Here is a 14206-nt window from a genome sequence, read left to right as displayed (position 1 = left end):
CGCTAGTAATAGTAAAGTCTGACCTTCTTTCTATAATACTTTTTACTTATCCTCAACAATAATATAACAAGCACGAATCGGTCCATGAACCCCCACAACTAATTTCATTTCAATATCAGCACTATTACTCGGTCCGGAAATGAAATTAACACATGAAGGGAATTGACCCTCCTCTTGTGCAAGTTTATGGAGCATGGTAGTTGCTTGAGTCATTCTTGGAACAACTGTACTCTTGGGGATAATCGCGATATAACTAGTTGGTAAGAGACTCACTGAACGTCCTTTTTCAGATTTACTTAATAACACAACCGTTCCTGACTCTGCAAGTGTCATATCTGAGAATGTAATCCCTATATCAGCTTGTTCCGCAATGCTGATGTTCTCTTTCCCTTTTTCTTTATCCCAGAAATGAATCGACTTCCCAGCATCACCTAGCGTTTGAAAAAGTGGGGTTAAGCCAAACTCTTCGAACCTCGGATCCTCCCAATTTATAATTTTCTCACCTTCATATAAGTCAATTACATCTTGCAAGACACGAGGAAGAGTCTCTGTTGTAGCTTTTTCAAAACGTGTGTGTATTCGTTTGCACTGTTCCTCTAAACGTTTCACTAATTCGTCTTGGTTCTCACCCTTAAACACATCAAACTGAGGCTGCTTTTTCCATACTGGCTTTGTGACTCCCGTACTTCTTCGTTCACGTCCTAAACTTTCAGCAATTTTATTCAAGAAAGCGTCTTTGTTATGCGTTACCCCTGTCATGATTTACCTCCTTTGTCCCGCTTGGAGAACCACTTTCGGAATGATTCTTTACTCGGTTCTGGAAAATCTCGAATGTCTGTCCAAGGTTTCACTGGCCCTGGTCCTTTTGAAATTTTCCCGTCTTTCACTAATGGTCCCATCATTGTTGGTGCAAACTTTGAGCCAGCATTATAAATCTTGGGCGACGTGACAGCCATAGCAAAGCCCTTCATCGCTAACTTTTCACCGAAAGAACCTTTACCTTGGTCCTCAACCATATTGCGACGATGTTTCACTAACAGGTCATGCAATGGAATTTTAACTGGACATGCTTCAGTACAAGCCGCACATAAGCTTGAAGCAAAAGGTAATTCTTTATAATCATCATAGCCACCCAATAGTGGTGAAAGAACTGCTCCAATTGGACCTGGATAGATTGATCCGTACGAATGGCCTCCAATGTGTCGATAAATCGGACAAACATTAATACAGGCTGCACAGCGAATACATTGGAGAGCAGATTGGAATTCTGTTCCTAATATATTTGAGCGTCCGTTATCTACAACTACGAGATGAAATTCCTCAGGGCCATCAATATCTTCCTCTTCTTTTGGACCGGTTAATCCCGTGATATAGCTTGTTAACTTTTGGCCAACAGCACTACGACATAGCATACTTACTAAAACATCAAGCTCTTCCCATGTTGGAACAATCCGCTCCATCCCCATAACCGTAATTTGCGTTTTTGGTAGCGATGTTGCTAGACGCGCATTTCCTTCATTCGTTACAAGTGAAATACTTCCAGACTCCGCAACAGCAAAGTTACACCCTGTTATCCCAAGATCTGCACTTAAAAACTCCTGACGAAGCTGTTCTCTAGCAAAAAGAGCTAATTCTTCTGGCTTTGAAGAGTTCTTATAGCCTTTTTTCTCTTGAAACGTATCACGGATTTGGTCTTTGTTTTTATGAAGCGCCGGAGCAACAATATGCGAAGGCGGATCATGGTCATCAATCTGAAGAATGTATTCTCCTAAATCCGTTTCAATAACCTCACAGCCCATTGCTTCAAGTGCTTCATTCATACTAATCTCTTCGGTAACCATTGATTTTGATTTAATTATTTTCTTAGCCTCTTTTTCTGCTACAACCTTTTTTATATACTCATTTGCTTCCTCAGCGGTTTGCGCAAAAAAGATGTGTCCACCTTTCTTGGTTACATTATCGGCTAATTGCTCCAAATAAAAATCAAGATTTTCCAGTGTATGCTGTCTTATTTCTTCCGATAAATCACGCCAATCTTCCCAATTGCCCAATTCTTCTGCTGCATGTACCCGTCCATTTTTTAAACGTTCCTGCGCCGATACCATTGCATTTCGCATGAAATCATTTTTTATACCTTTATCGACACGTCCAAAAAATTCAATTTCCCCAATCTTCATGGCCATACTTTTTCACCTTCCTTTCTTATTTTTGATTTAATACTTGTGCGATATGCATTACTTTAATTGGCTTTCCTTGTCGGTCAATCCGTCCACCGATATTCATTAAACACCCACAGTCAGCCCCAATAAGTACATCTGAATTAGTTTCTTCGATATGTGTAATTTTTTCATTAACCATTTGCTCTGAAATCGGCACCATTTTTACTGAAAATGTTCCACCGAAACCACAGCAAATTTCTTTATTTGGTAAACTCGTAAATTCTAAACCTTCTACGTTATTTAAAAGCTTCATCGGTGCATCCTTAACACCAAGAAGACGAGTCATATGACAAGACGTATGGTACGTTGCTTTAATAGGTAATTTAGCTCCAACATCTTCAACCTTTAAGACATCGACGAGGAATTGTGTAAACTCGTATGTCTTCTCAGCTAAAGCTTGCGCCTTTGCCTTCCATTCTTTATCTTCATCAAATAGATGTGGGTACTCGCGAATCATCGCCGCACAAGATCCTGATGGCGCTACCACGTATTTTGATTCTTCGAATGCTCGAATCATACTTTTAGCTACATCTCTAGACTCACGATGGTAACCACTATTATAGGCTGGCTGGCCACAGCAGGTTTGTTGTGCCGGAAAGTCAACTTTACATCCTTCACGTTCTAAAACTTCGACTACATCTTTCCCGACACCTGGATAAAAGACATCCGCAAGACACGTGATAAATAATGAAACATTCATATCGTTTCCTCCTCGAGTGGTAAGGTCATCAGATCACTATATTCATACTAATGCCTTCATGTAAGTTAAGTATAGTAGATTTAGGGCAATTTATCTATATAAAAAGAAAAAAGCATCAAAATCTGATGCTTTTATCGAGAGATCTCTATATTTTTTAACAAGTTTGTAATAACGTGGCCAGCCATAATCAAACCCGCTACAGACGGGACAAACGCATTAGATGAAGGTGGCATTTTTGCCTTTCGAATTTTACCCTCTTCTGCTGCTTCTGGAACAATGTCCCTGCGGATATCTTCACGGATTTGAATTGGTTGCTCTTCTGAGAAGACAACCTCAATTCCTTTGTGAATTCCTTCTTTTCTTAAGCGAGTGCGAATAACTTTCGCCATTGGGTCATAGCTTGTCTTTGAAATATCGGCAATCTTCAAGCGAGTTGGGTCCATTTTATTGGCCGCACCCATACTTGAAATAATCGGCATTTTACGTTCCAAACACTGCTTCATTAAATGAATTTTATATGAAATCGTATCACTTGCATCAATGACATAATCTAAATTATAGCTAAAAAATTGTTCATATGTCTCATCAGTGTAAAACATTTTCAAGGCAATGACTTCACACTCCGGGTTAATGTCAGCAATTCGCTCTTTCATCAACTCAACTTTTTGACGCCCCACTGTTGAAAGCAAGGCATGAATTTGTCGATTAACATTCGTTATGTCAACATCGTCTTTATCAACTAATACAAGTCTGCCTACCCCGGAACGAGCAAGGGCTTCCGCAGAGAACGAACCAACCCCTCCAATGCCAAGTACGGCAACCGTACTATTTTTCAGCAAATTAAGACCTTCACGGCCTATTGCTAATTCATTTCGTGAAAATTGGTGCAACATTTGATTTATTCCTCCTTCAATTTTATTGATTTTTTGACTATATCATAGCAACAACGAAAAGTCGAAATCACACGAAAGGAGTAGACGTATCCATAATAAAAGTCCGTTCTAAAGGGTAGAAACGCTCCCTTTTTGAACGGACTGTATTAGATACTAGAACCAGTTTGTATGGAAGACGCCTTCTTTATCAACTCTTTGATACGTATGCGCTCCGAAATAATCTCTTTGAGCTTGTAAAAGGTTTGCAGGCAATGTTTCTGCACGGTAGCTATCAAAATAAGCCAGACCACTTGCAAATCCTGGTACAGGAATTCCACGCTTAACAGCTTCAGCAACCACATCACGCCACGCATCTTGATATTCTTCAACGCTCTTTTGGAAGTATGAATCTAATAAAAGATTTGTTAGACCTGGATCTTTATCATACGCATCCTTAATATTTTGAAGGAAGCGTGCACGAATGATACATCCCCCACGGAAAATCATAGCGATTTCACCGTAATTTAGATTCCAGTCATACTCATCGGAAGCTGCTCTCATTTGAGCAAAGCCTTGCGCATAAGAACAAATTTTACTTGCATAAAGAGCTTTACGAATTTTTTCAATAAATTCTGCTTTGTCGCCATCGAAAGGCTTAACTTTAGGCCCTTTAAGAATTTTACTTGCCTTCACACGCTCTTCCTTCATCGCTGAAAGGAAACGTTGGAAAACAGACTCTGTAATAATTGAGAGTGGTACACCTAAATCAAGTGAACTTTTACTTGTCCACTTTCCTGTACCCTTTTGACCAGCTGTATCTAAAATTAAATCAACAAGCGGCTTTCCAGTCTCTTCGTCAACTTTAGTAAAGATATCTGCAGTAATCTCGATTAAATAAGAATCAAGCTCACCTTTATTCCAGTCAGCAAATGTCTCATGTAGGTCTTGTGCATCAAGTCCAAGAACTTGTTTCATTAAGTAGTATGCTTCTGTAATTAATTGCATATCTCCATACTCAATGCCGTTATGAACCATCTTCACATAATGACCTGCACCGTCTGGACCGATATATGTTGAACAAGCGTCTCCGTCTACTTTTGCAGAAATATCAGTAAATATCGGCTTAACTAATTCATACGCATCCTTTTGGCCACCAGGCATAATTGAAGGTCCTTTTAGTGCGCCTTCTTCTCCGCCTGAAACACCTGTACCAACAAAACGAATACCATCTGCTTCAAGTTCTTTATTACGACGAATCGTATCCTCGAAATAAGCGTTACCTCCATCAATAATAACATCACCTTGATCAAGGAATGGTTTCAACTGACTAATTGTTGCGTCTGTTGGACCACCTGCTTTAACCATAATCATGATGCGACGAGGCTTTTCTAAAGATTGAACAAATTCTTCAATTGAATATGTACCCATGACATTCTTTCCTACTGCTTCCGATAAGAATTCTTCCGTTTTTTGAGCAGAACGGTTAAAAACAGAAACACTATAACCCCTGCTTTCAATATTAAGAGCTAGGTTTTTACCCATGACTGCTAGACCAATAACACCAATTTGTTGCGGCATATAACCTCCACCTTTCTAAACTATAATAACGGGAATCATTATACCATTAAATGACGCTTTATATGTAGCCCTTTCTGACTTTTTTTAATATTTAACGTCATTTTCTATCGAAATATCTCCTTTTGAATGTGCATTCATCACGAAAACCCCAAAAAACAAGCTAACTATAGGTTAACTTGTTTTGAAGTGAAATATACATAATGGAAATTGTGGAACAAGAATCCCGAATATGCCGTGTATCCTTTTGTTTTGAACCTGCTTTCACAGGTGGGTACTTCGTGTTTATTTTCTTACGTCCTCTACGCAATGAAGGCTTGTAATCTAACAAACAACGTAAATTCCCTATCAAAAAATGTTGGCTCAAAACGTACAGTGTGTAACGTACATCTCAGGAATCTTGTTTACTGTTTATATAATAGCATATGTATTTAAAAGTTGCAAGCGCTTTCAGATTTTTTCTTCTTTTCACTTTACTTGGTTTGAAACCTTCCTTATGATAGAGTTTTAAGAAAAGGAGTGGCTTTTTCATGGAAATTATTGCAACACAAACATGTGTGGACGTTCATCAAGAAATAGGATGGGTCGAAAAACGGATTATAGAAACTTCCTACGACATCACGTTATGCAAAGATAAGCTACTTGTCAAAGATGAAAGCTTCCCCATTACCTCTATTTTTGATATCTCGTACCGTAAGAAACCAGAAAAGAATGCAATGGGTTTTCTATATCTTCATACTTCAAGTGGTGTTCGATCGTTCTACATTAAAGAAGAACCTCTCCAATTTATTTCTGCCTACCAACAGCTAAAATTAGAACGTCCCGAGTTGCGCTGAGGAGCTTTCCTCTGCGTAACTACTAGTAATTTCACCATACACATGATAACTAGGAAATTGAGCGTTCACTTCGTATACAGAAGGTACTAACCACGCTTCGCCTTCAGGGTGAGAGTATGTTTCGTTAACTTGAATAAATTGTTCTTTTACCCACTGAAGTGCAGTGTCGCGCTCAGCTTGCTTTATAAAAACAAGCGAATAACGAAACGGTATTTCTTCTATACTTTCTACATTCGCTGAAAGTCTATTTCCTTGATAACGTCTGTGAAAAAGAAAGTCTTCAACCATGCTGTTAGCCGTAGCTTCTTTGCCTGCTCCGGGTCCAATAAACAATAATTGTTTTATGTCCTTCCCTTCAAGAGATACTCCGTTCGTTACACCCGAAACGGAGGCAAGCGCCTCTGTTTTTGTTAAAAATGCAGGAGCGACTGACCCATGTACATGTCCATTTATCGAGTGTGCTTCTCCAATTAATTTTAACTTTAGACCGATTCGTTCACCGACTTCGGCATGCCAATCCTCCAATGCTGTTAGTCCTTGGCAATGAAATAACTCAGTATTCGGCCACTGCCCGAAACATAATCTACTAAGGATTCGAATTTTATACCATGCATCGAATCCACCAACATCATCGGTTGGGTCAGCTTCGGCATAACCAAGTTCTTGTGCTTCTATTAGTACTTCTGCAAAACTACGGTGATTCTCAATCATCTCCGTTAACATATAATTAGTCGTCCCATTTAAAATTCCAGAAACTCGTGAGATTCCTGTGGTAGGTAGAAGTCCTTTTAAAACATTTATAATTGGTATTCCCCCTGCAACGGCAGCTTCATAACCATAATAGGTTTGATTACTTTCTGCTACTTCCTCTAATTTAGCTCCATGTTCAGCAACAAGCTTCTTATTAGCGGTAATAACAGGTATCCCTTTCTCAAGATAAGCTAATGTATAAGTTAATGCTGGCTCTAACCCGCCAATGGCTTCGAAAATGAGATCGAAAGGACCTGCTTGTTGAAATTCAGCCCAATCCACAGTTACTAAGCATTCCTTTTCTAGTAAACGATGCTTTTGCTCGTTTTTAATAAGAATAGCTTCGACGTGGCATTCTTCACCTAATACGGCTGATATCGAAGCTTTTGAAACCTCTAATCTTTCATAAACGCCTCTCCCAACCGTTCCGTACCCTATTAAACCTATTTTCAGCATGTTATCTCTCCCTCTATAAGAAAAGCTGTTTAGAAGCATTTCCCTGAAGTTAATATACGGAACCATTCTTCTTTAAAATTCCTAATCTCCAAGAATTCCTACAAAACTGTGTACACTTTTTAGTTTTTCAAAAAACCCTCTCCATTCGGAAAGGGTTTCATGCCTCTCATATCTCTCAGAATGTCATCATTCTGCTGAACGTAGCACCTTTGTTTACTGGCAAGCAAAACAGGTTGCCGGGCTTCATAGGGTCAGTCCCTCTGCCGCTCTTGATAGTTTCATATACGTTTCTCAACGAAGCTGATTATACGTTTGTTTTTTTCCATTGTCAAATCATAAAATGAAAAATTCCGCACAGAAAAACCCTCTAACTAGAGGGTTTTCAAGGATTAGGAATTAACTTTTTCTGATTTTTTTCCAATAACAGAAAGGTTTAAATCGATTAATTGCTCTACACTAACTTCACTAGGAGCATTTGTTAATAGGTCGCTTGCACTTGCGGTTTTCGGGAATGCAATGGTATCACGCAAATTCGAACGACCAGCTAATAACATGATCATACGGTCAAGACCAAGCGCAATTCCACCATGAGGAGGTGTTCCAAATTCGAACGCTTCCAGTAAGAAGCCAAATTGCTCCCACGCTTCCTCTTCTGAGAATCCAAGTGCCTTGAACATTTGCATTTGAATATCGCGTTGATAAATACGTTGAGAACCTCCACCTAACTCATAACCATTTAAAACAAGGTCATAGGCATCAGCACGGACACTCGCGGGATCAGTTTCGAGAAGTGCCATATCTTCCTTTTTCGGACTTGTAAACGGATGATGTAGAGCGACATAACGCTTCGCATTTTCATCATACTCAACAAGTGGGAAATCAACCACCCAAAGGAAATTAAACGTATCTTTTTTAATTAAATTAAAATCTTTACCAAATTTTAAACGTAAAGCACCTAAACTATCATAGACCACTTGCTTTTTATCTGCACCAAAGAATAATAAATCTCCAGCTTCTGCATCTAAGGCACTCATCAGGTTTTGAGCTTGCTCATCTTCAAAGAATTTAGAAATTGGTCCTTTAAGTCCATCTTCTTCAACTTTTAACCAGGCAAGACCTTTCGCGCCGTATTGTTTTACAAAGTCTGTTAGAGCATCAATTTCTTTACGAGATAATTTGTCTGCCCCACCTTTTAAGTTCAAACCTTTAACGATACCGCCACTCTTTAAAGCACCTTGGAATACTTTGAACTCTGTATCCTTAACGATATCTGATAGCTCAATCAACTCCAAGCCAAAACGTGTATCAGGCTTATCAGAACCAAAACGATTCATTGCTTCATCATACGTTAAGCGTGGTAATGGTAACGACAGTTCCACACCTTTAGTTTCTTTTAACACCTTAGCCATCATACGCTCTGTCATGTTTATTAGACTTTCTTTGTCCATGAAAGAAGTCTCTATATCGACTTGTGTAAATTCAGGCTGCCGGTCTGCACGTAAATCCTCATCACGGAAGCAACGTACAATTTGATAGTAACGCTCAAAACCAGATACCATTAACATTTGTTTAAACAACTGTGGCGACTGTGGTAAGGCATAAAATTCACCATGATGCACCCGACTTGGAACAAGATAGTCACGTGCTCCTTCTGGTGTACTCTTTGTTAACATTGGTGTTTCAATTTCAAGAAAAGTTTCTTCATCAAGGAAGTCACGAATAAGCTTTGTCGTACGATGGCGAAGCTTAAAAATCTCTTGCATATCAGGACGACGAAGGTCTAGGTAGCGATATTTTAAACGAACATCCTCAGATGCATCAGTATCCGCTTCAATAGCAAACGGAACCGGCTTAGAAGCATTTAAAATATTAATTTCATGTACATGTACTTCAATCTTACCTGTTGCTAGCTTATTGTTTACTGTTTTTGGGTCACGCAAGATAACAGTTCCTTCAATTTCAATCACATACTCATTACGAATACGTTCGGCAACTTTTAATGCCTCGTCATTAATCTCTGGACTAAAAACAACTTGGACGATACCAGAACGATCACGAACATCTAAGAAAATAACTTGTCCTAAATCCCGTCGTCTTTGCACCCAGCCCTTTAATTGTACCTTTTCCCCTACAGTCTGTTCTCCAAGTACTCCACATTGATGTGTTCTTCCAATCATAATTCTTTTCCTCCTTCAAGTTGTGTTTTCATGTAGTCGATTAATGAATCAATTGCTACTTCGACCTGCTCCCCAGTTTCCATGTGCTTGACATTAATTTTATTTACTGCAAGCTCATCGTCTCCTAAAATCACGGTATAGGAGGCCTTTAAACGGTCAGCTGCTTTAAATTGTGCTTTCATCTTCTTGTCTAAATAATCTTTGTCAGCACGTATTCCTGCAGCACGCAGCCGATAAAGTAACTCAACAGTCTTTTCCTTTGCCTGTTCTCCAAGCGAGACGAGGTAACAATCAATATTCTGCTCAAATGGCAATTCAAGTTGGTGTGCCTTAAGGGCCATAATTAAGCGTTCAATACTAAAGGCAAAACCGATGCCAGCGGTTGGTGGTCCACCAATTTCCTCAACAAGTCCATTGTAGCGCCCTCCACCACAGAGAGTCGTAATTGCTCCAAAACCTTTACCTACTGCCATCACTTCGAAGGCAGTATGATTATAATAGTCTAGTCCTCTTACGAGCGTTGGATCTACTTCGTATGCAATTCCTATTTTATCTAAATAGTTTTTCACTTTATCAAAATAAGCTTTTGATTCTTCATTTAAATAGGCAAGAATAGATGGAGCCGTCGACATCAGCTGATGCTCGCGATCTTTTTTACAGTCTAGAATCCGTAGCGGATTTTTCTCGAGACGTCCTTGGCAATCCTCACAAAACTCAGTAATGCTCGGTTTGAAATGGTTAATTAACGCTTGTCTGTGATCATCACGGCTTGTTTTATCACCAAGACTATTAATAACAAGCTTAATATCCTTTAAACCAAGTTCTCCGTAAATACTCATAACAAGGGCTAGAACTTCTGCATCGAGAGCGGGATCATCACTTCCTAATGCCTCAACCCCGAATTGAATAAATTGACGCATTCGACCTGATTGTGGACGCTCATAACGAAACATTGGACCAGTATAGTATAGCTTTGTAGGTTGATTTGCATTTCCATAAAGCTTCTTTTCAACGAATGAACGTACAACAGCCGCCGTTCCCTCTGGACGTAAAGTTAAACTTCGCTTGCCACGGTCTTCGAATGTATACATTTCTTTTTGGACAATATCTGTCGTATCGCCAACACCTCGCTGGAACAAATCAGTATGTTCAAAAATAGGTGTGCGAATTTCATGATAATTGTAGCGTCTACATACATCCTTAGCCTTTGTCTCTATGTATTGCCAAAGTTCAACATCCCCTGGCAAAATATCTTGTGTGCCTCGTGGAATCTGGATTTGACTCATACTTTCACCTTCTTTTCTTTAAAATAATTCAATATAAAAAAACTCCCATCCCTGATGAATAATCATCAGGGACGAGAGTTACCCGTGGTGCCACCCTAATTGAAGCAATCGTTGCTTCCACTTTACACAGTTAACGCCTGCTACGTTTCCCCCTACTACTTACACGTTCAGGGAAAATCCTCAAAGGTGTTCTTTCATTAAGTCAGAAATGGAGGGCTTTCAGCCATGACCTCTCCTCTCTATTAAAATCTGGTGTCTTAATTACTTTGCCTTTTCTTTGGAATGCTAAGTTTTCTTTTATCGTTTATAATCATACGGATGAAATCATGCGATGTCAATAGATCAATTACGAGATAACTTATTCTTCAGCAACTTCGCATCTCTTGATGAAATACCAAATTCAGTAGCCAATTCAATATTCGTCTGCTGATTTTCCTTTGCCATATAACTATGTACATCAACATGAAATAAAGGCTGAGAAGATTGTTGATGCGATTTTTGATTCATGCTAGTATTCATTCGTCACCGTTCCTTCCGAAATGTCCTACTACTAGCATGTCCAATTGTTTTTGATTTCTTTCAAATATATTAAAAAGGATATCCCCAAAAGTCAATCATGACTTTTGGGATATCCTTTAAGACTTACTATCAATAATGATGGTAACAGGTCCGTCGTTAACAAGAGAAACGTCCATCATTGCACCGAAAACACCTGTTTCCACACGAATTCCTTTTTGTTTTAGTCGTTCATTAAATTGATTATAACACTCGATCGCAACATCAGGTTTCGCAGCTTCCATGAAGTTAGGACGTCTCCCTTTACGACAATCGCCATAAAGTGTAAATTGTGATACAGATAAAATCTGACCACCTACATCGAGAAGGGACTCATTCATCTTACCCTCGTCATCCTCAAAAATCCGCAAATTAATAATTTTCTCCGACATATACTCAACGTCTTGAATCGTATCTTCATGGGTCACCCCGACAAGAAGAACTAGACCGTGTTCAATTTGACCTACGATCTTTTGCTGTACCGACACTGACGCATGGCTCACTCGTTGAAGAACCACTTTCACATCATTCACCTCTTGCTTACCTATCATTTTACATTAGTGCATAATCCGACGCACTGAATAAATATCTTGAAGATGTTTTATTTTTTCCACAACTTTATGGAGATGGTCGATGTTATGAATCGAAATTGTCAAATGGATTGTCGCAACCTTATTTCGATGATCGGATCGACCTGAAACTGCATTAATCATCGTTTTTGTTTCAGTAACTGTTTGAAGAACTTGGTTTAAAAGTCCATGTCTGTCGTAACCCGTTACTTCAATGTCCACGTTGTAGGATTTATTTTGTTGATGGTCACCTTCCCATTCAACCTCTAATAATCGTCCCTGTGCTTCTTCATTTTTTACATTTTGACAATCAGAGCGATGGATTGAAACACCTCTACCTTTTGTAATGTAACCAATAATATCGTCACCTGGGACCGGTGTACAGCAACGTGAAAGTCGGATAAGTAGATTATCCACACCCTTTACCTTAACACCTGAATTTGTTTTTTTCTTTGGTGCAACGGTCTGAATATCAGTTAATGCCGCAGCAAGAGATTGTTCTTCTTGCTCTTGGTCCAGTTTCTTTCGAAGCTTCTCTGTTAAACGGTTAACAATTTGCTTTGAGCTTATCCCACCGTAACCTGCTGCCGCGAACATATCCTCTTCACCAGCAAAGCTGAATTTGTGAGCGACTTCTGAAATGTTTTCCTGGGTCAAAACCTCTTTTGGATTGAAGTCTAGTAAACGAATTTCCTTTTCAACAATCTCGCGACCCTTTTCGACATTTTCTTCACGACGTTCTTTCTTAAACCATTGCTTAATTTTATTTTTAGCATGTGAAGACTGAGAGATTTTTAGCCAATCTTGACTTGGACCATATGAATGTTTCGATGTCATGACTTCGATAATATCACCAGTCTTTAACTCATGGTCGAGAGTAACCATCTTCCCGTTCACCTTCGCACCAATACAGCGATTACCGATTTCACTATGAATACGATAAGCAAAGTCCAAAGGAACCGAACCGCGAGGAAGCTCAATCACATCCCCTTTTGGTGTGAATACGAAAACCATATCCGAAAATAAATCCGTTTTTAATGACTCCATAAATTCCTGAGCATCATTTGTATCATTTTGCGATTCAATGACATCCCTAAACCAAGTTAGCTTGTCCTCAAATGAATTCTTATTAATCGAGGATACTGACTTCCCTTCTTTATAAGCCCAATGAGCAGCAACCCCGAACTCGGCAACACGATGCATGTCATCAGTACGGATTTGCACTTCCAATGGGTCACCAAGCGGACCAACTACCGTTGTATGAAGAGACTGATACATATTCGCCTTAGGCATCGCGATATAATCTTTGAATCGGCCCGGCATTGGCTTCCAACAGGTATGAATCACTCCAAGGCCTGCGTAGCAATCTTTAATATTTTTAACGATAATCCGAACGGCTAATAAATCATAAATTTCATTAAATTGCTTATTTTGGATAACCATCTTTCGGTAAATGCTATAAATATGCTTCGGTCTTCCAGAAATTTCCGCTTTCACATTGACTTCACTCAAGTGTTCACCAATCGTATTAATAACATCCGATAAGTACTTCTCTCGTTCAGCCCTCTTCCTCTTCATTAAGTTAACGATTCGGTAATATTGCTGCGGATCTAAATAACGTAATGCCGTGTCTTCTAGTTCCCACTTAATAGTCGATATCCCGAGACGATGGGCGAGTGGAGCAAATATTTCTAATGTTTCATTTGAGGTAACCCGCTGCTTTTCAGGAGGCATATACTTTAAGGTCCGCATATTATGCAAACGGTCCGCAAGCTTAATAAGGATCACTCGGATATCCTTTGCCATTGCAACCAGCATTTTCCGATGGTTCTCCGCTTGTTGCTCTTCCTTTGACTTATATTTAAACTTCTTTAGTTTCGTGACGCCATCTACTAATAAAGCGACTTGGTCATTAAATTCACGTTCAATTTCTTCGACAGTCACATCCGTATCTTCTACAACATCATGAAGAAATGCAGCCGCTATTGTGTTAGGGTCAAGATCGAGCCCCACAATAATACCAGCTACTTGGATCGGATGTAGAATATAGGGCTCACCTGATTTTCGGTATTGTCCACTATGTGCTTTCTCCGCAAATTCATATGCCTTTTGCAAAAAAGCGACGTCCTCTTCATTCAAATAGCGACTCGCTTTTTCTATTACCTGATCTATTGTCATGGAATCACCTTATTTTTACGATTCAATATTTCT

At 39.3% G+C, this 14206-nt stretch carries 12 protein-coding genes, 1 other RNA gene, 1 riboswitch and 1 other annotated feature; of the genes, 1 reads left to right on the top strand and 12 read right to left on the bottom strand.

The features are described 5' to 3' along the window. Positions 1–42: 42 nt before the first annotated feature. The 6 genes from CEF19_RS13910 to ssrS all read right to left on the bottom strand — a co-directional run bounded on the left by CEF19_RS13910 (position 43) and on the right by ssrS (position 5767). Positions 43–759 carry a LutC/YkgG family protein gene (locus tag CEF19_RS13910; protein ID WP_100406599.1) on the bottom strand — a complete coding sequence of 239 codons (717 nt, stop codon included), beginning with the start codon at positions 757–759 and terminating at the stop codon, positions 43–45. Beyond that, a complete protein-coding gene (locus CEF19_RS13905) occupies positions 756–2183 on the bottom strand; it encodes a LutB/LldF family L-lactate oxidation iron-sulfur protein (RefSeq protein ID WP_100406598.1) in 1428 nt (475 codons plus the stop codon). Before CEF19_RS13905 ends, CEF19_RS13910 begins: the two co-directional genes overlap by 4 nt. A gap of 19 nt (positions 2184–2202) precedes the next feature. Next, the gene (locus CEF19_RS13900) at positions 2203–2919 is read right to left on the bottom strand and encodes a (Fe-S)-binding protein (RefSeq protein ID WP_100406597.1); all 717 of its coding nucleotides are present in this window, start codon (positions 2917–2919) and stop codon (positions 2203–2205) included. Positions 2920–3050: 131 nt separating this feature from the next. Continuing rightward, positions 3051–3812: a tRNA threonylcarbamoyladenosine dehydratase gene (locus CEF19_RS13895; protein WP_100406596.1), complete on the bottom strand. Its 762-nt coding sequence runs from the start codon at positions 3810–3812 to the stop codon at positions 3051–3053. 153 nt (positions 3813–3965) lie between these two features. Next, positions 3966–5369, bottom strand: a complete 1404-nt coding sequence (gene gndA / locus CEF19_RS13890) for an NADP-dependent phosphogluconate dehydrogenase (RefSeq protein WP_100406595.1) — start codon at positions 5367–5369, stop codon at positions 3966–3968. 216 nt (positions 5370–5585) lie between these two features. After that, positions 5586–5767, bottom strand: a non-coding RNA gene (gene ssrS / locus CEF19_RS13885) — 6S RNA. A gap of 129 nt (positions 5768–5896) precedes the next feature. Between ssrS and CEF19_RS13880 the strand changes: the two genes are divergently transcribed. Continuing rightward, positions 5897–6202 carry a hypothetical protein gene (locus tag CEF19_RS13880; RefSeq protein ID WP_100406594.1) on the top strand — a complete coding sequence of 102 codons (306 nt, stop codon included), beginning with the start codon at positions 5897–5899 and terminating at the stop codon, positions 6200–6202. Here the strand turns inward: CEF19_RS13880 and CEF19_RS13875 are convergent. The 6 genes from CEF19_RS13875 to CEF19_RS13855 all read right to left on the bottom strand — a co-directional run bounded on the left by CEF19_RS13875 (position 6179) and on the right by CEF19_RS13855 (position 14173). Continuing rightward, positions 6179–7408, bottom strand: a complete 1230-nt coding sequence (locus CEF19_RS13875) for a homoserine dehydrogenase (RefSeq protein ID WP_100406593.1) — start codon at positions 7406–7408, stop codon at positions 6179–6181. The two genes, CEF19_RS13880 and CEF19_RS13875, sit on opposite strands and share 24 nt — an antisense overlap. Positions 7409–7573: 165 nt before the next feature. Further along, positions 7574–7684, bottom strand: a riboswitch (SAM riboswitch). Between the two features lie 113 nt (positions 7685–7797). Continuing rightward, positions 7798–9585, bottom strand: a complete 1788-nt coding sequence (aspS, locus tag CEF19_RS13870; protein ID WP_100406592.1) for an aspartate--tRNA ligase — start codon at positions 9583–9585, stop codon at positions 7798–7800. Further along, positions 9582–10871 carry a histidine--tRNA ligase gene (gene hisS, locus CEF19_RS13865; RefSeq protein WP_100406591.1) on the bottom strand — a complete coding sequence of 430 codons (1290 nt, stop codon included), beginning with the start codon at positions 10869–10871 and terminating at the stop codon, positions 9582–9584. The genes aspS and hisS overlap by 4 nt, the downstream gene beginning before the upstream one ends. Before the next feature lie 64 nt (positions 10872–10935). After that, positions 10936–11158 (bottom strand) — a binding site (T-box leader). A gap of 55 nt (positions 11159–11213) precedes the next feature. Next, the gene (locus tag CEF19_RS23535; RefSeq protein WP_198510289.1) at positions 11214–11390 is read right to left on the bottom strand and encodes a hypothetical protein; all 177 of its coding nucleotides are present in this window, start codon (positions 11388–11390) and stop codon (positions 11214–11216) included. Positions 11391–11506: 116 nt separating this feature from the next. Then, positions 11507–11950 carry a D-aminoacyl-tRNA deacylase gene (gene dtd, locus CEF19_RS13860; protein ID WP_100406590.1) on the bottom strand — a complete coding sequence of 148 codons (444 nt, stop codon included), beginning with the start codon at positions 11948–11950 and terminating at the stop codon, positions 11507–11509. 33 nt (positions 11951–11983) lie between these two features. Continuing rightward, positions 11984–14173 (bottom strand): RelA/SpoT family protein, encoded by a 2190-nt coding sequence (locus CEF19_RS13855; protein WP_100406589.1) that lies wholly within the window; start codon positions 14171–14173, stop codon positions 11984–11986. Between the last annotated feature and the right edge of the window lie 33 nt (positions 14174–14206).

The organism is Bacillus solitudinis, assembly GCF_002797395.1.
In the GTDB taxonomy this organism is placed as follows: Bacteria; Bacillota; Bacilli; order Bacillales; family Bacillaceae_D; genus Halalkalibacter_A; species Halalkalibacter_A solitudinis.
Note: the sequence above shows the minus strand (reverse complement) of the source record. Positions and strands in the feature narration are given on the sequence as shown.

Coding starts and splice junctions, on each gene's coding strand:
- CEF19_RS13900 (WP_100406597.1), bottom strand. CDS start 2,919: ATGAATGTTTCATTATTTATCACGTGTCTTGCGGATGTCTTTTATCCA.
- aspS (WP_100406592.1), bottom strand. CDS start 9,585: ATGATTGGAAGAACACATCAATGTGGAGTACTTGGAGAACAGACTGTA.
- CEF19_RS13905 (WP_100406598.1), bottom strand. CDS start 2,183: ATGGCCATGAAGATTGGGGAAATTGAATTTTTTGGACGTGTCGATAAA.
- CEF19_RS13855 (WP_100406589.1), bottom strand. CDS start 14,173: ATGACAATAGATCAGGTAATAGAAAAAGCGAGTCGCTATTTGAATGAA.
- hisS (WP_100406591.1), bottom strand. CDS start 10,871: ATGAGTCAAATCCAGATTCCACGAGGCACACAAGATATTTTGCCAGGG.
- gndA (WP_100406595.1), bottom strand. CDS start 5,369: ATGCCGCAACAAATTGGTGTTATTGGTCTAGCAGTCATGGGTAAAAAC.
- CEF19_RS13895 (WP_100406596.1), bottom strand. CDS start 3,812: ATGTTGCACCAATTTTCACGAAATGAATTAGCAATAGGCCGTGAAGGT.
- CEF19_RS13880 (WP_100406594.1), top strand. CDS start 5,897: ATGGAAATTATTGCAACACAAACATGTGTGGACGTTCATCAAGAAATA.
- CEF19_RS13875 (WP_100406593.1), bottom strand. CDS start 7,408: ATGCTGAAAATAGGTTTAATAGGGTACGGAACGGTTGGGAGAGGCGTT.
- CEF19_RS23535 (WP_198510289.1), bottom strand. CDS start 11,390: ATGAATACTAGCATGAATCAAAAATCGCATCAACAATCTTCTCAGCCT.
- CEF19_RS13910 (WP_100406599.1), bottom strand. CDS start 759: ATGACAGGGGTAACGCATAACAAAGACGCTTTCTTGAATAAAATTGCT.